This is a genomic window from Aquirufa sp. (assembly GCF_044377215.1).
Classification (GTDB): domain Bacteria; phylum Bacteroidota; class Bacteroidia; order Cytophagales; family Spirosomataceae; genus Aquirufa.
This window is the reverse complement of the sequence record NZ_JBILJM010000011.1, coordinates 50,896-71,645: the sequence shown is the minus strand read 5'-3', so window position 1 is coordinate 71,645 and position 20,750 is coordinate 50,896. Positions and strand designations below refer to the sequence as shown.

15 protein-coding genes and 1 pseudogene are annotated in these 20,750 nt (G+C 43.7%); 12 read left to right on the top strand and 4 right to left on the bottom strand.

What is annotated here, in order from left to right:
* The first annotated feature begins 19 nt into the window (after nucleotides 1-19).
* The 4 genes from ACIQ6T_RS05465 (at nucleotide 20) to ACIQ6T_RS05450 (ending at nucleotide 4,121) form a co-directional block, all read left to right on the top strand.
* On the top strand, nucleotides 20-340 hold the full coding sequence (locus ACIQ6T_RS05465; protein ID WP_395784900.1) for an MmcQ/YjbR family DNA-binding protein: 321 nt from the start codon (nucleotides 20-22) through the stop codon (nucleotides 338-340).
* A gap of 100 nt (nucleotides 341-440) precedes the next feature.
* Complete coding sequence (locus tag ACIQ6T_RS05460) at nucleotides 441-1,499, top strand: glycoside hydrolase family 130 protein (protein ID WP_395784899.1); 1,059 nt, start codon at nucleotides 441-443, stop codon at nucleotides 1,497-1,499.
* Between the two features lie 85 nt (nucleotides 1,500-1,584).
* Nucleotides 1,585-1,968 (top strand): VOC family protein, encoded by a 384-nt coding sequence (locus ACIQ6T_RS05455; protein WP_395784898.1) that lies wholly within the window; start codon nucleotides 1,585-1,587, stop codon nucleotides 1,966-1,968.
* On the top strand, nucleotides 1,965-4,121 hold the full coding sequence (locus ACIQ6T_RS05450) for a DUF4954 family protein (RefSeq protein WP_395784897.1): 2,157 nt from the start codon (nucleotides 1,965-1,967) through the stop codon (nucleotides 4,119-4,121). The genes ACIQ6T_RS05455 and ACIQ6T_RS05450 overlap by 4 nt, the downstream gene beginning before the upstream one ends.
* A gap of 213 nt (nucleotides 4,122-4,334) precedes the next feature.
* Here ACIQ6T_RS05450 and ACIQ6T_RS05445 read toward each other — a convergent pair whose 3' ends face one another.
* On the bottom strand, nucleotides 4,335-5,933 hold the full coding sequence (locus tag ACIQ6T_RS05445; RefSeq protein WP_395784896.1) for a M28 family peptidase: 1,599 nt from the start codon (nucleotides 5,931-5,933) through the stop codon (nucleotides 4,335-4,337).
* A 105-nt stretch (nucleotides 5,934-6,038) separates the two neighbouring features.
* Between ACIQ6T_RS05445 and gcvP the strand changes: the two genes are divergently transcribed.
* The 4 genes from gcvP to rocD all read left to right on the top strand — a co-directional run bounded on the left by gcvP (nucleotide 6,039) and on the right by rocD (nucleotide 14,038).
* Nucleotides 6,039-8,924 carry an aminomethyl-transferring glycine dehydrogenase gene (gene gcvP / locus ACIQ6T_RS05440; protein ID WP_395784895.1) on the top strand — a complete coding sequence of 962 codons (2,886 nt, stop codon included), beginning with the start codon at nucleotides 6,039-6,041 and terminating at the stop codon, nucleotides 8,922-8,924.
* A 168-nt stretch (nucleotides 8,925-9,092) separates the two neighbouring features.
* Nucleotides 9,093-11,495, top strand: coding sequence for a 3-hydroxyacyl-CoA dehydrogenase NAD-binding domain-containing protein (locus ACIQ6T_RS05435; RefSeq protein ID WP_395784894.1), 2,403 nt, complete (start codon nucleotides 9,093-9,095; stop codon nucleotides 11,493-11,495).
* Between the two features lie 2 nt (nucleotides 11,496-11,497).
* Nucleotides 11,498-12,673, top strand: a complete 1,176-nt coding sequence (locus tag ACIQ6T_RS05430) for an acetyl-CoA C-acyltransferase (RefSeq protein WP_395784893.1) — start codon at nucleotides 11,498-11,500, stop codon at nucleotides 12,671-12,673.
* A 147-nt stretch (nucleotides 12,674-12,820) separates the two neighbouring features.
* On the top strand, nucleotides 12,821-14,038 hold the full coding sequence (gene rocD / locus ACIQ6T_RS05425; RefSeq protein ID WP_395784892.1) for an ornithine--oxo-acid transaminase: 1,218 nt from the start codon (nucleotides 12,821-12,823) through the stop codon (nucleotides 14,036-14,038).
* Here the strand turns inward: rocD and ygiD are convergent.
* Nucleotides 14,035-14,844, bottom strand: a complete 810-nt coding sequence (gene ygiD, locus ACIQ6T_RS05420; RefSeq protein WP_395784891.1) for a 4,5-DOPA dioxygenase extradiol — start codon at nucleotides 14,842-14,844, stop codon at nucleotides 14,035-14,037. The two genes, rocD and ygiD, sit on opposite strands and share 4 nt — an antisense overlap.
* Before the next feature lies 1 nt (nucleotide 14,845).
* Nucleotides 14,846-15,994: pseudogene (gene rho / locus ACIQ6T_RS05415) on the bottom strand (transcription termination factor Rho); the annotation flags it as partial.
* 620 nt (nucleotides 15,995-16,614) lie between these two features.
* Between rho and ACIQ6T_RS05410 the strand changes: the two are divergent.
* The 3 genes from ACIQ6T_RS05410 to bioA are packed head-to-tail and all read left to right on the top strand — an operon-like array spanning nucleotide 16,615 to nucleotide 19,622.
* Nucleotides 16,615-17,751 (top strand): aminotransferase class I/II-fold pyridoxal phosphate-dependent enzyme, encoded by a 1,137-nt coding sequence (locus ACIQ6T_RS05410; RefSeq protein ID WP_395784890.1) that lies wholly within the window; start codon nucleotides 16,615-16,617, stop codon nucleotides 17,749-17,751.
* Complete coding sequence (gene bioD, locus ACIQ6T_RS05405; RefSeq protein WP_395784889.1) at nucleotides 17,744-18,349, top strand: dethiobiotin synthase; 606 nt, start codon at nucleotides 17,744-17,746, stop codon at nucleotides 18,347-18,349. Before ACIQ6T_RS05410 ends, bioD begins: the two co-directional genes overlap by 8 nt.
* Nucleotides 18,327-19,622 carry an adenosylmethionine--8-amino-7-oxononanoate transaminase gene (bioA, locus tag ACIQ6T_RS05400; protein ID WP_395784888.1) on the top strand — a complete coding sequence of 432 codons (1,296 nt, stop codon included), beginning with the start codon at nucleotides 18,327-18,329 and terminating at the stop codon, nucleotides 19,620-19,622. Before bioD ends, bioA begins: the two co-directional genes overlap by 23 nt.
* On the opposite strand, the gene ACIQ6T_RS05395 is transcribed toward bioA, so the two are convergent.
* A complete protein-coding gene (locus tag ACIQ6T_RS05395; RefSeq protein WP_395784887.1) occupies nucleotides 19,611-20,045 on the bottom strand; it encodes a nuclear transport factor 2 family protein in 435 nt (144 codons plus the stop codon). The two genes, bioA and ACIQ6T_RS05395, sit on opposite strands and share 12 nt — an antisense overlap.
* Nucleotides 20,046-20,135: 90 nt before the next feature.
* Between ACIQ6T_RS05395 and ACIQ6T_RS05390 the strand changes: the two genes are divergently transcribed.
* Complete coding sequence (locus ACIQ6T_RS05390) at nucleotides 20,136-20,702, top strand: HupE/UreJ family protein (RefSeq protein ID WP_395784886.1); 567 nt, start codon at nucleotides 20,136-20,138, stop codon at nucleotides 20,700-20,702.
* Nucleotides 20,703-20,750 lie beyond the last annotated feature (48 nt).

Below are 20,750 nucleotides of genomic sequence, written 5' to 3'. Positions count from 1 at the left end.
ATTCAAATAAATAACAAGGATGTATCTGGATGAACTAGTCGAATTTTGTTTGAGCCTTCCGGATGTAGAAGAGACACAACCATTTGGCCCTGAACACGTTGTATATAAAACAAAAGGGAAAATGTTTTTGCTGGTTGGCCTAGAAGACTCCCCTATTCGTTTCAATGTCAAATGCAATCCGGAACTTGCCATTCAATTACGTGAGGAATTCCCGCTTGCAGTCCTTCCTGGTTTTCACATGAATAAAAAACATTGGAATACGATTGTGGTGGGACCGGAGCTGTCGCGTAAACAAATTGAAACGTTTATTTTACATTCCTATCATTTAGTGCATAAGTAAACTGATTTTTGTAGTTAGTTTTTGAATAAAAGATTGAAAATTAATTTCCTCCATGTAGCTTTGGCAAACCTTGGAGGATTGCCAAAGCTAAGAGACCAACATGAAAAAAATACTCGCATTATTTCTGCTTTTCCCATTCCTAAGTTTAGCGCAGAAAACCAATTGGGAACTTACCGGATTTAAAAAATTAGATGCTGTAAATCCGATCATGAAACCGGATATTAACGCGCGCTTCATGTGTCCGATTCAGCAAAAATCCGTTGGCTGGGAAAATAAAAATGTCCTAAATCCAACGGCCTTAGTGCGCGACGGTAAAGTTCATATGTTGTATCGCGCGCAAGATTCACTCGGTACTTCGCGCATTGGCCTAGCCATTTCAACAGATGGCATTCATTTTGTCAAAAATCCAAAACCCATCCTCTTTCCCACAAATGACGCTTTTCAAAAATATGAATGGCCCGGCGGAATCGAGGATCCCCGCGTAATTGAAACAGAAGATGGAAACTATTTGATGACCTACACTTCCTACGATGGAAAAACGGCCCGACTTTGCTCTGCCATCTCGCGAGATTTGTTGACCTGGGAAAAACAAGGGCCCATGTTGAATAGCCCAAAATACATAAATCTTTGGTCAAAATCTGGCGCAATCGTTGGTAAAGAAATCAATAGCCGCATCATCGCCCAAAAAATCGATGGCTTTTATTGGATGTATTTTGGAGATACCGATTTGTTTCTAGCTAAATCCACCGACCTACGAGTATGGGAAGTTTGTGAGAACGCAGAAAGCCAAATAAAAATATCAGTCTTACATCCACGCATGGGCTATTTCGATTCTCGCTTAGTAGAGCCTGGACCTTACGCCCTCATAAGACCTGAAGGAATTTTATTGATTTATAATGCCAGCAATGCAGCGAATTTTAACGAAACCAAATTCCCAAAATTCACCTATGCCGCCGGTCAAGCACTTTTTGATACCCGAAAACCGTATAAATTAAGTAACAGGACGAATCAAGCTTTTATTTGGCCCAACAAAGATTATGAGCGAGTTGGCGAAGTAAATGAGGTTTGTTTCGTCGAAGGACTCGTTCACTTTAATGGTAAATGGTTTTTATACTACGGAACAGCAGATTCAAAAATCGCCGTCGCATCTACAAACTGATAATTTACAAAAACACGTAAAAATCTCACATTTCCCCCCTAGCTTTGCCAAACCTTGGAGGATTGGCAAAGCTAAGAGAAAAGATATGATTTTAGGAATTCACCACATCGCAATTATCTGCTCAAATTACGCAGTATCCAAACAATTTTACACTGAAAAACTGGGCTTCACCATCGTCCGCGAAGTGTACCGCGAAGCACGGGATTCCTACAAATTGGACCTGGAAGTCAATGGCTTATATCAAATCGAGTTGTTTTCATTCCCCAACCCACCGGCCAGGACCTCACGTCCAGAAGCCGCAGGACTTAGGCATCTTGCCTTTTCAGTTGACGATTTAGACGCAACCGTTGCCTCATTAAATCGGCAAAATATTACTTCTGAACCCATCAGAATCGATGAATTTACAGGAAAACGCTTTACTTTTATAGCTGATCCCGACGATCTCCCTATAGAATTTTACGAGCAATGAATCGAATAGATAAAAAACCACTAGCGCAATTGGGCTTTGATTTCGTGACAGAAAACTTCCTAAAAGCAAATGAAACCGAATTCAAACACCGAAATACCCACATAAATCAAAGTCTTTATCGCCAACTTCAAGCACGCGAAATAAGTATTCTAGAGGCCAATTTAAATGAGGCCGAAAACTGGAAAGATCTTTGGGTAAAAGACGGATTCAACCCCTATTTGGTTAAAAATTGCCGGTTTTTTGGCATTGTGCGCATTGGAAAATTAGAGTCTTGCTACCTCGAATTCAAGAACCTCCGCATGCCGGTGGGCCTATATAATTCCACGATTATTTCGAGTGATTTTGGCGATAATGTGGCCATAGATCGGGTCAATCTCCTCTCCCACTACCAAATAGGGAATGAGGTCATGATTTTGCAGGTCAATGAACTCGCTACCACCCCCACAGCCAAATTCGGAAATGGAATTGTCAAAGATGGAGAAGAAGAACGCATTCGGATTTGGCTTGAATTAGGCAACGAAAATGGTGGCCGAAAAGTCGTTCCATTTATCGGGATGCGACCTGCTGACGCATTTCTTTGGACGCAAGATCGAGAAGATAAGGAACTTCTAGCAGGATATTTAAACTTGACCAAAGCTGAATTCTCATCAGAAAGAGGGTTTTATGGGCAAATTGGAGATCGCACCATAATTAAAAATACAGGCATCATAAAGGATGTCAATATGGGTTCGGACGCCTACATTAAGGGCGCGAATAAACTCAAAAATTTGACCATCATTTCTTATCCACACGCCTCCACGCAAATCGGCGAAGGCTGCGAAATCGTCAATGGTATCATCCATGAAGGCTGTCGGATATTTTACGGCGTCAAAGCCGTGCGATTTATTTTGGAAGCGCATTCCCAACTCAAATATGGGGCACGATTGATCAACTCATTTTTGGGAAGCAACTCGACCATTTCCTGCTGCGAGGTGCTTAATTCCTTAATTTTTCCAGCACACGAGCAACATCACAATAATTCATTTCTGTGTGCGTCCATCATTAAAGGCCAAAGCAATATGGCCGCCGGAGCTACTTTAGGGTCAAACCACAATTCACGCGGAGCAGATGGTGAGTTGCAGACAGGTCGTGGATTTTGGCCAGGCCTTTCAGTTGCCTTGAAACATAATTCCAAATTTGCGTCCTTTAACCTGATTTCCAAAGGCAATTATCCGGCCGAAATCCACAATCCTATACCATTTTCATTATTGGGAAATGACGATCAAACGGGCGGCTTATTGATCATTGCTGGATATTGGTTTCAATACAACATGTATGCGATTGCCCGCAATGCGTGGAAATTTGCTGCGCGGGATCAGCGGGTAGAAAAAAATATGTTGCTAGAGTTTGATTATTTGGCACCAGATACCGTCAGTGAAATCTTACAAGCAAGAGAATTATTTTGCCAGTGGGTCGGTGATGCCATCGGGAAAGATGCAGCAGCGGGAAAAGCTTGGTTGGCAAATCCTGCCAACGAGTATGAGAATCTAGCTGTTTGGGCCACCGGAATTGAAAATACCAAACGGAAAACGCGCGTAGCTAAAGTGTATCGGGCATACCAGATTTTTGGCGATTTATTACATTACCATGCAGCCAAAGAATGGGTCGCCACATGTGACCGTAATCCAAGCCAAAAACCGCTCGATTTACTTCACAAGACCATGGAAAAAGCAACAGCCATTCAAACCTGGGACAACCTAGGGGGACAGTTGATTCCTTCCGGGGCGGTACTCGAACTCAAAAACAGCATCAAAAACAGTCAAATCACGCGCTGGTCTCAAGTTCATGACTTCTACGAAACACAGGCCAAGGTATACCCAGATCAAAAATTTGAAAATGCGTTAAATGGCTTATTGAAAGTTGATCCAGAGGCCATGGCCAACATTCCAGCCTGGCTAAATAAAGCCGTAGAAACCGCACGTTTCTTAACTGCAGGAATCGAAAAATCACGCGAAAAAGATTATCAGGATCCATTCCGCCTGGCCATGTTTGGCAATGCCCAAGAACTCGAAGCGGTGATTGGAGATTTGAATGACAATGAGTTCATTCAACAATCGAAGGTGAGTCAGCATGTTTTTGAGGAGAAAATAAAAGCTATACAGATTAGACGCTAGGAATCGGCGTAAATACGCCTCAAACTTTGGCAATCCTTTGAGGTTTGCCAAAGAAAAAAGCCCACAGTTTCGCGCCAAGAAAAAGGTTAAGACGCGATACCTCGCGTCTTAACACAAATAGACGCGAAGTATCGCGTCTCTACAAAGAAAAAAGCCCCAAGCATCGCTTGGGGCCCTCTAACGTCTAATGTCCGACGACTAGCGTCTAGATGCTTATGGCTTATTCGAATCCACCTTCAAACGCTCCTCGCGATTTGAAATCTCCCACGCCATGTAAAACACCAAACGACCCACTTTTTGTACCTGATCAAATTCGATTTTTTCCACATCATCACCCGGCTGGTGATAATCATCATGAACCCCGTTAAAGAAAAACGCGACAGGAATACCATGCTTAGCAAAATTATAGTGGTCTGAACGGTAGTAAAAACGGTTCGGATCATTCGGATCATTAAAACGGAAATCTAATTCCAAACCTACGTGCTTCTTGTTCTGGTCAATTAAAATCTCACGCAACGACGAAGACAATTTATCAGATCCAATCTCATAAATATAATCCGGCTTACCCATGTGCTCGTCATCGTATCGTCCGGTCATGTCGGTGTTAAGGTCAACCACCGTATTTGCCAATGGAAACAATGGATGCTTGGAATAATACTCAGAACCCAACAAACCTTTCTCCTCACCTGTCACAGTCATAAATAAGATACTCCGGCGCGGTTTTTTACCTTCTGCAGCCGCCTTTCCAAACGCCTCCGCTAATTCCATAATCGTCACCGTTCCCGAACCATCATCATTCGCACCATTATTGATTTGGCCATCAGCCGAAATACCAATGTGATCATAATGAGCGGTTAATATCACCAACTCCTCTTTCTTGTCCGTTCCCTCTAAATAGCCAACCACATTGTAAGTGTCAACTGGTTTTTCCGTACGCTCAATGGTTAAGTTGATGGGTGCCGACTTATACGTAGGCGCAATCGATTTTTTAGCAGCAGCAACAGATGCTTTATAGGCCAATAGCTGCTCTTCGCTCGTGCCTAAAATTTCCGCTGCCATGGCAGATGAAATCAATAAGACTGGTGCCTCGTTTGGCGAAGCAGCCTCATCCGCAAAAACCATACGCTCATTACCAAAACGCTTCATCATCACCTGACGCTGACGCAATTGATTACCAAAGTCTTTCTCCGATTTATCCGAAATCAAAATCAATCCCGTCGCACCCACAGCCTGCGAACGCTTTAATTTCTCTTTCCATCCATCCCCTTTACCAAAAACAGACGGATCTTTGGTTCCTGATAAAACATAATTACCCGCTTCGTCTTTCGCCTCTCCTTCAAATGCCAGAACATATTTTCCTTTGGCATTTAATTTAGCAAAATCCGTAAAGCCCGCCTGCTGAATTCCAAATCCAGCAAAGACCACCTGCACTTTCGAATTCGCAGCTACTGGTACCAAAGCACTCGCCATAAAGTGTCCCAAATAATCGTATGATTTCCCCTTGATAGCTAAGGCAACCTTCGTCCACGATCGATTCACCAAATCTACTTTTTGAAAGTAAGAACCGTTTACAGGAGCTAATCCCGATTTCTTAAAATGATCCGCAATGTAATTCGCAGCCACCTTCTGTTCTGGCGATCCCGTATTCCGCCCTTTCAGGCTATCGGATGCAATAAATGTCAGGTGCTTTTTCAGATCTTCTGCCTTAATTGTCAAGGCATAGGGCACCGGATTTGATTGAGCAAATGCACCCAATGAAATTAAATTAGCGGACAGAATGAGCGCTAAAACATAGTTTGTAGATTTTTTCATCGATTGAAACAAATTATAAGAAAGCGAAGTTACGGAATCAAAAATAAATCGCTAAAAAAACATTACTTTTGTGGCGCTTTTCAACCCAAATTCAGACGAAATTTTATGACCCCAAATTTCAAGTATCGGGAAGACTTTTCATTGCGTCACAACAATGTTGAGCCGACCGATGTAGCAGCTATGTTAAAAGAAATCGGCGTAGCTGATTTAAACACACTCATCAATCAAACTGTACCCGAAAAAATTCGTTTGGCACAAGGCCTTCGCCTACCTGCTCCGAAAACTGAATTTGAATTCCTGCGCGATTTCAAACAAGTCATGGGTCAAAATAAAATCTTCAAAAGCCATATCGGCTTAGGGTATTACGACACATTTACACCTACGGTTATTTTGCGCAATATTTTGGAAAATCCATCTTGGTACACGGCCTACACACCTTATCAAGCGGAAATTGCACAAGGTCGTTTGGAAATGTTGTTGAACTACCAAACCATGATCATCGACCTAACCGGCATGGAATTAGCGAACGCGTCCCTCTTAGATGAAGGAACTGCTGCCGCAGAAGCCATGACTATGTTATATGGCCAGCGCCCGATAGAACGTGGAAATGCAGAAACCCTTTTCGTTTCATCACTTTGCCTGCCACAAACCATCGATTTATTGATGACCCGCGCAGAGCCAATTGGCATTGAAATCGAAGTAGGTGACCATACCAAAATTGACCTAACCGATCCGAAATATTACGGCATCGTTTTACAATACCCAGCCGCAAACGGTGAGGTATTTGATTACAAAGATTTTGTCAGCGCTGCCAAAGAACAACATATTCAAATTGTAGTTGCTGCCGACTTACTCGCTTTGACATTATTGACGCCTCCAGGTGAATGGGGAGCGGATGTTGTGGTAGGAAGTTCACAGCGTTTTGGTGTACCGATGGGATTCGGTGGCCCACATGCTGCCTTCTTTGCAACAAAAGAAAAATACAAGCGTAGCATTCCAGGACGTATCATCGGGGTTTCCGTAGACACCGAAGGAAATCGTGCACTTCGTATGGCTTTGCAAACACGCGAGCAACATATTAGAAGAGAAAAAGCAACGTCCAATATCTGTACCGCACAAGTATTGTTGTCCATTATGGCAGCAGCTTATTCGATTTACCACGGACCTGAAGGATTGAAGAAAATCGCTTCTCGTGTTTATGGTCTAACTGAATTGCTAGCCGCTGGTTTGAAAAAACTAGGCTACACCTTAGAAAACACCCAGCACTTTGATACGCTTACTGTTTTAACCGGCGAACAAACGGAAGAAATTCGCGAATACGCGGAGGAATCTGAGCGCAATTTCAGATACTATAGAAACGATGCAGGCAAGCTTAGCATTGCGCTAGATGAGACGACTTCGGAAGATGACGTGATTGAGATTTTGGCATTTTTCCAACGGGCACAAGGCCAACGAATCCTCGGAGATGAGTTGACCGTCGCATGGAACATCCCAGCAACTCTAACTCGTACGTCCAGCTTCATGTCGCATGAGGTCTTCAATCGCTACCATTCCGAGCACGGTATGTTGCGTTATTTGAAGTCGCTTGAATCCAAAGATTTATCGATGGTTCACTCCATGATTTCCTTGGGATCATGTACCATGAAATTGAATGCAACAACCGAAATGATTCCGGTAACCTGGCCAGAATTGGGCAAAATGCACCCATTTGCTCCGGGCTTCCAGACGCGTGGGTACCAACAAATGATCACGGAATTAAGTAAGTGGTTATGTGAAATCACTGGATTTGCGGCGATGTCCATGCAACCTAATTCAGGTGCGCAAGGCGAATACGCAGGTTTGATGGTGATTCGTGCGTACCATGCGTCGCGTGGAGATTCACACCGCAACATCGCGCTTATTCCTTCTTCTGCACACGGAACAAATCCTGCTTCGGCTGTAATGGCTGGCATGAAAGTAATCGTGACTCCGTGCGATGCCAATGGAAATATTGACGTAGCTGAATTGCGCGCCAAAGCCGAGGAGCATAAAGATAATTTGGCATGCTTGATGATTACCTATCCAAGTACGCACGGCGTATTCGAAGAAAGCGTCATTGATATTTGCCAAATGATTCACGAGTTTGGTGGTCAAGTATATATGGATGGAGCGAACATGAACGCGCAGGTAGGATTAACATCGCCGGCACGCATTGGCGCCGACGTATGTCACTTGAACCTTCATAAAACCTTCTGTATTCCACACGGAGGTGGCGGTCCAGGTATGGGACCTATCGGCGTGGCACCACAATTGGTTCCATTCTTACCCGGTCACGTGATTACGGATTCGGTCGAAGCACCGGCACATGGCGCAGTTTCTGCAGCACCGGTTGGTTCAGCTTCTATCTTAGCCATCTCATACGCATACATTGCGATGATGGGCGGCGAAGGATTAACGATGGCCACGATGACGGCTATTTTAAATGCGAATTACATCAAATCGCGTTTGGAAAAAGAATTCCCAATTCTCTATACAGGTTCGCAAGGACGTTGTGCGCATGAAATGATTGTGGATTGTCGGCCATTCAAAATCTCCGCTGCCGTTGAAGCAGAGGACATCGCGAAACGCTTGATGGATTACGGTTTCCATGCACCTACCCTATCTTTCCCGGTAGCAGGTACGTTGATGATTGAGCCAACAGAATCTGAAAGCAAGGAAGAATTAGATCGCTTCTGCGATGCTTTATTAAGTATCCGTGCTGAAATTCGTGCGATCGAAGAAGGTCGTGTAGAGAAGACAAACAACTTACTCAAAAACGCACCACATACTCAAACACGTGTTTTGACTGCTGAATGGGATAAAGTTTACACACGTGAAGAGGCTGTATTCCCACTTCCGTATGTAAGAGCTAATAAATTCTGGCCAACTGTTTCGCGTATTGACTCAGCATATGGCGACCGAAACTTGGTTTGCGCATGTGAACCAATTTCGAGTTACGTAGAATCAAATTAAGTTTTTGTAATATTTAATCCCTCTGGAGTAATTCAGAGGGATTTTTATTGATAATTTAATTAGTATGCTTGCATAACATTTTGTTTTTTCTTTATATTTACTGCGTTGCTCGATACGGAATTCAAATACCCCATACGCGCACATCAATTCAATCTCAAACTTGTTAACATGAATCGTTCCATTAAACGCGTAGCCATCCTTGGCTCAGGAATCATGGGCTCTCGCATTGCCTGTCATTTCGCAAACATTGGCGTTCAAGTACTGCTTTTGGACATCGCTCCCAAAGAACTGAACCCAGAGGAACAAGCAAAAGGCCTTAGCCTGGAGCACCCATCCGTGAAAAATCGGATTGTCAATACGGCATTTCAACAAACTATACAGGCAAAGCCCGCATCGCTTTACAGCAGCGGCTTTGCCAAAAACATCAAACTGGGCAACTTCGATGATAACTTATCGGAGATTGCGCAGGCCGACTGGATTATGGAGGTCGTTGTGGAAAATTTAGCGATCAAAAAATCGCTTTATGAACGCGTCGAGCAATTCCGTAAACCAGGAACACTAATCACATCGAACACGTCCGGCATCCCCATTCACTTGATGGCTGAAGGACGTTCAGATGATTTCCAAAACCACTTTTGTGGGACACACTTTTTCAATCCGCCACGTTACTTACGCTTGTTGGAAATTATCCCAACCCCCAAAACAGATCCCAAAATCATCGATTTCCTCATGCAATTCGGCGAAACCCAATTGGGCAAAACCACCGTTTTGTGTAAAGATACCCCCGCCTTTATTGCCAACCGCATCGGAGTTTATTCGATGATGCAAACGATGAAAGTGGTAGAGGAATTGGGTTTAACGGTGGAGCAGGTAGATAAATTGACCTCGAAAGTCGTAGGCCGACCGAAATCTGGGACCTTCCGTTTATCGGATGTCGTGGGTTTAGATACTACGGTTCACGTAGCGAATAACTTGAAGCAAGCATTGACAAACGATGAAAGCAAGTCGATTTTCGAATTGCCCAATATGCTTCAAAAATTAATGGATAATAAATGGCTCGGCGATAAAACCGGTCAAGGATTTTATAAGAAGACCAAAGAAGGCGGCAAAACGGTCATCTTAAGTTTGGACTTACAAACATTTGAATACCGACCGTCGCAAAAGGTTTCGTTTGAAACCTTGGAGCGCACGAAAGCCATCGACAAATTGGCTGATCGCTTTACGGTTTTATTAGCAGGAAAAGATTTAGCGGGAGAATTTTACCGCAAGACATTCTTAGATGGCTTCCGTTACGCTTCGATGCGTGTCCCTGAAATCGCGGATGATTTTGTTAAAATTGACCAAGCAATCTGCGCAGGTTTCGGTTGGGAAATGGGTATTTTCGAAACCTGGGATGCGATCGGCGTTCAAGCCGGAATCGATCTCATGGCTGCAGAAGGTCACCAACCAGCCGCTTGGGTGACCGAGATGGTGCAGGCGGGTCATACCAGTTTTTACCGAGCGGATAATGGCGAGCGTCAGTACTATGACATTCATACTAAAAAATACCTAGCGATTCCAGGTGCTGAAAAGCAGATTAATCTGCAAATTTTAAAACCAACCAAAACCATCTTCAAAAACGACGATGCGAGTATCATCGATATTGGTGATGGCATCATCAACTTAGAATTCCATTCGAAGATGAATACGATGGGGCAAGGAGTTTTGGAAGGTATCCAAAAAGCATTAGACCTAGCGGAGAAAGATTACCGCGGTTTGGTGATTGGCAACGAGGGCGTTGAGGCCTTCTCTGCGGGAGCGAATTTGGGCATGTTGTTTATGTATGCGGCCCAACAAGAATTTGATGAAGTCAATCAAATGATTGCCATCTTCCAAAAAACCATGATGCGCGTTCGCTACTCATCTATTCCGGTGGTTGTTGCACCGCATACACTTGCGTTAGGTGGAGGAACGGAAATCAACTTACATGCGGATAAAATTGTTGCCCATGCAGAATTGTACATGGGGTTAGTTGAAGTGGGCGTTGGCTTAATTCCAGCCGGTGGTGGGACCAAAGAAATGGCTTTACGTATGGGCGATGCCCGTCGGAAAGGCGATGTGGAACTGAACCGTTTACAAGAAGCCTTCATGAACATTGCGACGGCGCGCGTGAGTACATCGGCATATGAAGCCTTGGAAATGAACTACTTACGCAAGGAAGATCGCATCGTTTTAAATCGCAGCCAATTGATTTCAGAAGCCAAAAAAGAGGCTATTGCTTTGGCGGAAGCAGGCTATGTTCAGCAGCAACCACGTAGTGATGTGTGGGTGGAAGGAAAACAAGGTTTGGCCTTATTTAAAGCAGGAATCCAAGGCATGTTGATGGGTAAATACATCTCCGAACACGATGCCTTAATTGCAAATAAACTAGCTTACGCAATTTGTGGAGGGGATTTAGATATGCCACAAATGGTAACCGAAGAATACCTAATCGACCTAGAGCGCGAGGCATTCTTATCGCTTTCTGGCGAACGCAAAACATTGGAACGAATCAGTAGCTTATTAAATGGAGGTAAACCTTTAAGAAATTAATCATGAACGCATATATCATAGCAGGTTACCGCACGGCGGTGGCAAAAGCAAACAAGGGTGGATTTAGAACCATGCGACCAGATGATTTGGCGGCAGAGGTGATCAAACATTTAATGGCGCAAGTTCCTTCGGTGGACCCGGTGCTCGTGGAAGATTTAATCGTGGGAAACGCAATTCCGGAAGCGGAACAAGGCATGCAGATGGCGCGTTACATTTCTCTTTTGTCACTGCCAAAGAGTGTACCCGGTTTCATCATCAACCGCTACTGCGGATCAGGTTTGGAAGCCATCGCTTTAGCTTCTTCCAAAGTTGCTGCCGGCATTGCGGATTGCATCATTGCAGGTGGAACTGAATCCATGAGCATGTTACCGATGATGGGACATAAAACTGTTTTGAATTACAATATCGCATCTGAGCATCCCGATTATTACATAGGGATGGGCTTAACGGCCGAAGAGGTTGCGAAGAAATATGAAGTTACACGTGATGACCAAGATGCTTTTGCATTGGCATCTCACCAAAAAGCATTAGCTGCGCAAGCTGCTGGTCATTTTGATGCTTCGATTGTACCCATCAACGTATCTGAAAATTATTTCGATGCGGCAACGGGTAAGAAGCAAACAAGAACGTGGACCGTCTCGAAAGATGAGGGGCCTCGTGCTGATACAACGATTGAGGCATTAGGGAAATTGAAGCCTGTTTTCGCGATGGGCGGAACGGTGACGGCAGGAAATGCCTCGCAAACTTCCGACGGAGCAGCCTTTGTTTTAGTTGTTTCCGAAGCCTTTGTAAAGCAACACAAATTGGAACCTATCGCGCGTATGGTCACGTATGCGACTGCTGGTGTGGAGCCAAGTTTGATGGGAATCGGTCCAGTGGAAGCGATTCCATTAGCTTTGAAAAAAGCGGGATTGAAACTGAATGATATCCAACAAATCGAATTGAATGAGGCCTTTGCGGCGCAATCTTTGGCCGTAATCAAAACCTTGGGAATTGATCCAAATATCGTGAATGTAAACGGCGGAGCGATTGCCTTAGGACACCCACTGGGGTGTTCAGGCGCTAAATTGTCCATTCAATTATTCGATGAAATGAAACGCCGCAACCAGAAATACGGTATGGTAACTGCCTGTGTAGGCGGTGGCCAAGGTGTGGCGGGGATTTACGAGCGACTTTAATAAATGTAGAGACGCGATGCAAATCATGTAAAGACGCGATACCTCGCGTCTTAAACAAAATAGACGCGAAGTATCGCGTCTCTACAACAATAAAAAATAGACGCGAAGTATCGCGTCTCTACCTTACCGCGTGCAATTCATCAACAAATGACATCAACCGATTACATTAGCCTAGAATCTGAATACGGTGCACATAATTATCATCCAATACCTGTCGTCCTAAATAAAGGTTTAGGAGTTCATGTTTGGGACGTAGAAGGCAACAAATACTTTGATTTTTTATCAGCCTACAGCGCGGTGAATCAAGGACATTGCCACCCCCGATTAATCCAAGCAATCACGGACCAAGCTCAAAAACTCACCTTGAGTTCACGTGCTTTCCACAATGACCAACTATGTCTCACGGAAAAAAAGCTCGCAGAAAAATTTGGTTACGAGAAAGTATTGTTGATGAATACCGGTGTCGAAGCCGGTGAATCGGCCATCAAATTAGCGCGAAAATGGGCGTATGAAGTAAAAGGAATTCCGGCAAATCAAGCTCAAATCATCGTGGCCGAAGGCAACTTCTGGGGCCGAACAATTTCGGCAATTTCCTCGTCGACAGACCCGAGCAGCTATACCAATTTTGGCCCATTCACACCTGGATTCATCAAAATTCCCTACAATAACTTAGCGGCTTTAGAAGAAAAATTACAAGATCCCAACGTCGCGGCATTCATGGTGGAACCTATTCAAGGTGAAGCTGGGGTGGTTTTACCCGACACGGGCTATCTGAAAAAAGCGGCAGATCTTTGCAAAAAACATCGGGTACTTTTCATTGCCGATGAAATCCAAACGGGACTCGGTCGGACCGGTGCGTGGTTGGCCTGTCACCACGAATTCGTTCACCCTGATATTCTGTTATTAGGCAAAGCGCTATCTGGAGGTTTTATGCCAGTTTCGGCGGTGTTATGCAGTAATGAAATCATGTTGACCATTAAACCGGGCGAACATGGTTCGACTTTTGGTGGCAATCCATTAGCCTGTGCGGTAGCAAACGTCGCGATTGATATCCTAGAGGATGAGGATTTAATTGAGAACGCGGAAAAACGCGGCAAACAATTAATGAAATTCCTTCAAACCCTAAAGGCAAAAACTGCCTTAATTCGGGAAGTGCGCGGAAAAGGATTATTATGTGCGATTGAAATTAACACCGACGAAGATAGTCCTGTAGCTTGGGAAATCTGCCTAGATTTTATGCGGGCAGGTCTTTTGGCAAAACCTACCCACGGAAATAAAATCCGATTGGCACCTCCATTGACCATCTCCAAAGTTGAAATGGATCAAGCCTGCGAAATCATTGAGAAAGTATTTTTTGGCTATTAACGAACTTCGAAACAACGCATCGATATTCCTCCGTATACAAGCTGATCATAAGTCGTATGAACTTGCTCATCTTCACGGGCTAATGCCAAACTGTATAGCAATGGAATGTAATGATCCGGCGTAGGAACGGCATAGCGACCACCCGGCGCGCGTTCGTAATCTAATAAGCCTTCGACATTTTTATCGGCAATTAATTGTGCCGACCACACATCGAATTCCTGTGCCCACTCATAGCCAAAGTTCTCTTGACCCGAACTCAAATTAGGTACGCTAGCTTGTAAATTGTGCACAATATTGCCGCTACCTAGTATCAACACACCTTTTTCACGCAAAAACTGTAATTCACGAGCTAACGAAATATGGTATCCCAATGGGCGAGAATAGTTAATCGACAATTCGAAACAGGGAATGTTGTGCTTTGGAAATAAATGACACAAAACCGTCCAAGCACCGTGATCCAGCCCCCACTCGGTCGTAGGCTGCACGGCTTTCACTTCATCCGCTAATGCAGATGCAAAGAACGGACTGCCCGGTGCCGGATATTGGTATTGATGTAATTCACGCGGAAAACCGCCAAAATCATATAAAATTTCAGGTTCAGGTGAGGCTTGCACAAACGTGCCACCGCGCGTCAACCAGTGTGCTGAAACCACAAGAACAGCCTGTGGTGGGGCGATAGAAGCGCCCAATTGATTCAAAGATTGCGTAAATGGATTGTCCATTAACGCATTCATCGGACTGCCATGCCCGATAAACCAAACGGGCTGACGATCCGATGAACGTAATTCAATGGGTAAAATCGGCATACTAGCGATTCATGGAAACCAAAAACTCTTCGTTGTTTCGTGTACCTTTCATTTGCTGTTGCAAGAATTCCATCGCCTCTACTGAGTTCATGTCCGACATGTGCTTGCGTAAAATCCAAACACGTTGCAATACCGCTGGATCCATCAATAGGTCCTCACGACGCGTACCGGATGCGGTTACATCAATCGAAGGATAAATACGGCGGTTGGCCAATTTACGATCCAATTGTAATTCCATGTTACCCGTACCTTTAAATTCCTCAAAGATTACCTCATCCATTTTCGAACCAGTTTCGATCAAGGCAGTTGCGATGATAGTCAATGAACCACCATTTTCCACATTACGTGCCGCACCGAAGAAACGTTTTGGTTTGTGTAATGCATTGGCATCCACACCACCTGATAAAATCTTACCTGAAGATGGAACAACCGTATTATAAGCACGTGCTAAACGTGTAATTGAATCTAATAAAATCACGACATCGTGACCACATTCTACCATGCGTTTTGCTTTCTCCAAAACTAGGTTAGCCACTTTCACGTGACGTTCTGCTTGCTCATCGAAGGTAGATGAAATTACCTCCGCGCGTACCGAACGTTGCATATCCGTTACCTCCTCCGGACGCTCATCGATCAATAAAATGATCAAATAAACCTCTGGGTGATTGCGGGAAATCGCATTAGCAATATCTTTCAATAAAACTGTTTTACCTGTTTTCGGTTGGGCTACAATCATACCCCTTTGGCCTTTACCAATCGGCGCAAACAAGTCCAAAATACGCGTCGAATAATTATCCGCCGTTGAAGACAAGTTTAATTTTTCCTCTGGAAACAATGGTGTTAAATATTCAAAGTTGATCCGATCACGAATCTCATCCGTCGTTTTTCCATTCACAGATTCCACTTTCAATAAAGCGAAATATTTCTCCCCTTCTTTTGGTGGACGAATCTTTCCTAAAATGGTATCCCCTGTCTTCAAACCAAACATTTTGATTTGCGAAGGTGACACATATATATCGTCCGGTGATGCCAAATAGTTGTAATCCGATGAACGCATGAACCCGTATCCACCTTCTTGCATGATTTCCAAAACCCCTTCATTGTCAATTAAGCCATCCAATTCTTTGATGACTTGATTGTAATTAGTGCGGTGCTGGCGATGTTGATGCTGGGGCTGTTGGGCCGGCGCATCCTCCTTGGGCAAGGTATTTAAGTCGACAGGCGCGTCTGTTGGCGACACTTTATCTGCTGCCAAAGGCGCATCACTCGTTACAAACGAAGTATCTACTTCCTCTGGCTCGATGATCCCGGCCATTTCGATAGGCGTCTCTTCTGCTTCAGGCTTACCTTTACGTGGAGGACGAACATTACGAACAGGTTTAGCTGACGCTACGGGCTCTTCTGAGGGTGATGAATCTTGAGTTGGTTCTTCCAAAGGAGCATCTCCCATAGGTAATAGTGGAGCTTGTTCTTCGTTTGGTTTTTGAATTCGTTGACGCTTAGGACGTTCAGTGGAATTTGAGGATTCTTTATTATCCATAAATGGGGTAAATGATGTTCTTTTTTGATTGATCAATCCTCATTGAATCGTAAAATTCGATACCGGAACCGTTTGGTAAGGAGCTAATAAAAGAGGGATTGTCTAATTTGAAGCGCTCTCGTATTGAAACGCTCTGCAATACTACACGCTAAGTATTAGATTGTCAAGCATTTTCTTCTGTTTTTACACCAAAGCCCGATTATTTCGTATTTTTACGACCAATCTAGGTCATGAAATCAGCTAACGAACTTCTAATCACGCAATTGAATGAACGTAAAGCCGCTGGGCTATTGCGTGAAACCAAACGTGTCGATGACCTCATCGACTTTTGTTCCAATGATTATTTAGGGCTTGCGCGTAACCGAGAACTTAGTCTTGCCTTGGCAACTGATTTTTCGGAATGGATATCTCGCCAACCAAATGAAAGCCCAATTAATGGATCTTCAGGATCTCGCTTAATTTCTGGTCAAAGCGAGGGAGTAGAAATATTCGAAACTCAATGCGCGGCGATGCATCAGGCAGAAGCAGCCTTGCTGTTTGGTTCTGGTTATGAGGCCAACATAGGATTGATATCAGCTTTAGCCCAAAAGGAACACGTTTTATTTTGTGATAAACTACTCCATGCGAGCCTGATTGATGGACTACGGCTTAGCGCGGCGGAACGCCGCATATTTAAGCACAATGACTTGGCTGATTTAGTTCATTTGTTGGAGCAATATCCAACAAGCACCACCAAATGGGTCATCGTAGAATCCATTTATTCCATGGATGGCGACCAGGCTCCTTTGGCAGAATTAATTGCCCTTCGTGAAAAATACCAGTTTGAACTAATTGTAGATGAGGCACATGCAGGCGGAATTTATGGAGCGATGGGTGAAGGTTTAGGTGCTTCCTATCCTGAAATTTTTGCGCGCGTCATTACATTCGGTAAAGCATGGGGAATTGCAGGTGCTGTGGTCCTAGGCTCTACGATTTTAAAACAGTATTTGATCAATTTTGCGCGTCCATTTATTTATTCCACAGCGCCCACACCCGAACATATTCAGCACTTGTTGACCGTGATGCCATATATCCAACGGGCCTCTGAGGAACGCAAAAATTTGAAAAAAAACATTGAATTTTTCAAAAAACATGCACGCTCCACTTCTTGGGGAGATAGTGATACCGCAATTCAAACCTTTTTTGTTTCGGGAAATGAAGCCGTTCGGGCCGTTGCCAAATCCGCACAAAATGCGGGGTTCGCAGTTAAGCCAATCGTGTATCCTACAGTACCGAAAGGTAAAGAACGCATTCGAATTACCTTAACATCCTTGACAAAAGAATCCGATATATTGGCCCTAATTCAAACCCTCGAATCCCATGCCTAAGCAGTATATCATCGCGGGGATTGGAACTGAAATAGGCAAAACTGTCTGTGCTGCTATCGTCACAAAAGCATTACAAGCCGCTTATTGGAAACCAATTCAAGCTGGAAATTTAACTGATGGAGATGCGTATTGGGTCCAGCAATGGGTTCCAGAAACCAAGATATTTCCATCTGTGTACGCATTAAATCATCCACTTTCACCCCATACCGCGGCAGAGCTAGATGGGGTTAGCATCGAAATAGAGGCTTTTTCCTTGCCTGAGAAGGCACAAAATTTGGTGGTGGAATTAGCTGGCGGAATCATGGTTCCGCTCAACGATAAACATACCAATCTGGATCTGATTAAACACGTAGGACTACCCGTTATTTTGGTCAGTAAAAATTACTTGGGAAGCATCAACCATACCTTGATGACCTATGAAATATTAAAATCGCACCACATCCCCATCGAAGGAATTATCTTTAATGGCCAAACAAATAGTTCGGGCGAAGCGTTTATTTTGAAACATACGGGACTACCCGTTTTATTACGCGTCAACGAAGAAAAAGAAATCAACTCCAGCATCATCGCTCACTATGCCGAATCATTCCAACGCTAATTTAGCTCAACGAGATGCCGCAGTTATTTGGCATCCATTCACGCAGCATCAAATCGAACCACTTTCGATTCCGATTACGCATGGAGAAGGCGTTTATTTAGTTGACGCAGATGGCAAAAAATACATCGATGCCATCTCCTCCTGGTGGGTGAGTATCCATGGACACGCGCATCCTTATTTAGCACAAAAAATTTACGAGCAAGCGTTAAAATTAGAACAAGTTATTTTTGCTGGCTTTACGCACGAACCAGCCATTCAATTAGCTGAGCGTTTACTCGGGCATTTACCTGCTAATTTTCAGAAAGTTTTCTATTCGGACAACGGCAGCACGGCTGTGGAGGTGGGCGTTAAAATGGCCTTGCAATTTTTTCACAACCAAGGCCAAACACAAAAGCGGAAAATCATTGCTTTTGAGGATGCTTACCATGGTGACACCTTTGGAGCGATGAGTCTCGGAGCGCCAAGCGCCTTCAATGCGCCATTTCAAGATATGTTATTTGAGGTAGAATTTTTACCAAGTCCATGTGATCCGGAGGCATGTATCGCAGCCATGCGTGAAAAAATGAAAGATGCTGATACGTATGCAGCCTTTATTTTTGAGCCTTTGATCCAAGGTGCGGGTGGGATGAAAATGTATGCGCCTGAGACATTGGATGCGTTGATTTCTTTGGCGCATGCCAACAAACTTGTATGTATTGCCGATGAAATCATGACGGGTTTTGGTCGGACGGGCAAGTGGTTTGCAATGGATTATTTTACGCATAAACCGGACATCGCTTGTTTCTCGAAAGGCTTAACTGGTGGCATGATGGCGATGGGAATTACAACCTGTTCGAATGAACTTTTCGATACATTTCTATCGGATGACCGCAAAAAAATGCTTTTTCATAGTCATTCCTTTACCGCAAATCCGATGGCCTGCGCTGTATCCCTAGCGAGTTTAGATCTGATGGAGAAACCTGAAACGTGGGCGAATATTGCGCGCATTCAAGCGTGCCATGAGTCATGGGTAGAAAAAATACGCCCACATCGTATCATTCAAAATCTTCGTGTACAAGGGACAATCCTCGCATTTGAATTAGAAGATGGACAGGAAAATGGATATATGCATTCGATTCGGGATGACGCGTATCAGTACTTCATAAAAAAAGGGATCCTCATGAGACCCCTTGGTAATACCATTTATATTCTCGCTCCCTATTGCATCAGCAACGATGAACTGGAAATTATTTATTCGGAAATCGAAAATTTCGCCGCTGGGCTAGTTGGCTAATTTCGTCGACTGCCACGAAACCATTTGCCAGCGACCATCTTCAAACACGAAAACATCTGTAAATCGCAATTTAAGTGGCGCTTCTTTCCCTTCGGCGTTAATGGTAACGATATTAACAATCCCCGTGTTAATACCTGTTTTCCCATATACACGCGTCGTCAATTCCGCAGGTTCAATTGATTGATAATTAGATTTTCCAGAGAAAATAGAGGCAACGTAGGACTCCTTGTTGTCAGCAACTCCACTGGAATGAAAATAAACTAAATCTTTGTGAAAAGCAGCCTCTAAGCCTGCACGATCTTTGGCAACCATCACTTTAAATCTACTTAATTCGGCTTGTTTTAGTGATGCAACATCTGCTTTTTGAGCTAGGGAGATGAACGTCAAACAGGCAAACAAAAGGGTTAATAGGCTAGTTTTCATGTAGTTAATTTAAATTTAAAGTCATAATAATAAAAAAATTACTCAAAATAATGGGTTAATTAAATAAATTGCGCCAACTAAACCAAACTCATGTCTACATTCCAAACGTATCTGTTACTTGGATTACAGCATATTCTCAACTGGCAAGCCTTAGATCATTTGTTGTTTATTCTCGCCATCACCTGTATTTATACCTTGACTGACTTGAAGCGATTATTTTATTTAGTCAGTGCGTTCACCTTAGGGCATTCGCTTACATTGGTATTAGCCACAATAAAACTGATTGAAATTTCAGCTGATTGGATTGAATGGTTGATTCCGTGTACCATATTGATAACTGCTATGACTAACCTTCGCTTTAAAGAGCGCCAAAAACATAAAAATACCTATTGGATGGTTACGGCTTTCGGTTTGATTCACGGTTTAGGGTTCTCAAATTATTTACAGAGTTTATTAGGTAAAGAAGCAGGAATTATCGGACCACTTTTCGCATTTAATGTTGGCCTTGAATTAGGCCAAATGATTATTGTTGCAGTCATTCTTGGCCTAGGGACATTATTGATGCATACTTTACATGTACGCCAACGGACCTATGTGCTTGTCATATCGGGAATTATCATTGGTTTAGTCTTGCCGATGATTCTGGAAAGATGGTAAAAAAAATGCCCTGAATTTCTCCAGGGCATTTTACTTAAATCTATATAC

What these genes read in the sequence shown, in the direction of transcription:
- ACIQ6T_RS05465 (WP_395784900.1), top strand. Translation starts at nt 20, where the DNA reads ATGTATCTGGATGAACTAGTCGAATTTTGTTTGAGCCTTCCGGATGTA.
- ACIQ6T_RS05460 (WP_395784899.1), top strand. Translation starts at nt 441, where the DNA reads ATGAAAAAAATACTCGCATTATTTCTGCTTTTCCCATTCCTAAGTTTA.
- ACIQ6T_RS05455 (WP_395784898.1), top strand. Translation starts at nt 1,585, where the DNA reads ATGATTTTAGGAATTCACCACATCGCAATTATCTGCTCAAATTACGCA.
- ACIQ6T_RS05450 (WP_395784897.1), top strand. Translation starts at nt 1,965, where the DNA reads ATGAATCGAATAGATAAAAAACCACTAGCGCAATTGGGCTTTGATTTC.
- ACIQ6T_RS05445 (WP_395784896.1), bottom strand. Translation starts at nt 5,933, where the DNA reads ATGAAAAAATCTACAAACTATGTTTTAGCGCTCATTCTGTCCGCTAAT.
- gcvP (WP_395784895.1), top strand. Translation starts at nt 6,039, where the DNA reads ATGACCCCAAATTTCAAGTATCGGGAAGACTTTTCATTGCGTCACAAC.
- ACIQ6T_RS05435 (WP_395784894.1), top strand. Translation starts at nt 9,093, where the DNA reads ATGAATCGTTCCATTAAACGCGTAGCCATCCTTGGCTCAGGAATCATG.
- ACIQ6T_RS05430 (WP_395784893.1), top strand. Translation starts at nt 11,498, where the DNA reads ATGAACGCATATATCATAGCAGGTTACCGCACGGCGGTGGCAAAAGCA.
- rocD (WP_395784892.1), top strand. Translation starts at nt 12,821, where the DNA reads ATGACATCAACCGATTACATTAGCCTAGAATCTGAATACGGTGCACAT.
- ygiD (WP_395784891.1), bottom strand. Translation starts at nt 14,844, where the DNA reads ATGCCGATTTTACCCATTGAATTACGTTCATCGGATCGTCAGCCCGTT.
- ACIQ6T_RS05410 (WP_395784890.1), top strand. Translation starts at nt 16,615, where the DNA reads ATGAAATCAGCTAACGAACTTCTAATCACGCAATTGAATGAACGTAAA.
- bioD (WP_395784889.1), top strand. Translation starts at nt 17,744, where the DNA reads ATGCCTAAGCAGTATATCATCGCGGGGATTGGAACTGAAATAGGCAAA.
- bioA (WP_395784888.1), top strand. Translation starts at nt 18,327, where the DNA reads ATGCCGAATCATTCCAACGCTAATTTAGCTCAACGAGATGCCGCAGTT.
- ACIQ6T_RS05395 (WP_395784887.1), bottom strand. Translation starts at nt 20,045, where the DNA reads ATGAAAACTAGCCTATTAACCCTTTTGTTTGCCTGTTTGACGTTCATC.
- ACIQ6T_RS05390 (WP_395784886.1), top strand. Translation starts at nt 20,136, where the DNA reads ATGTCTACATTCCAAACGTATCTGTTACTTGGATTACAGCATATTCTC.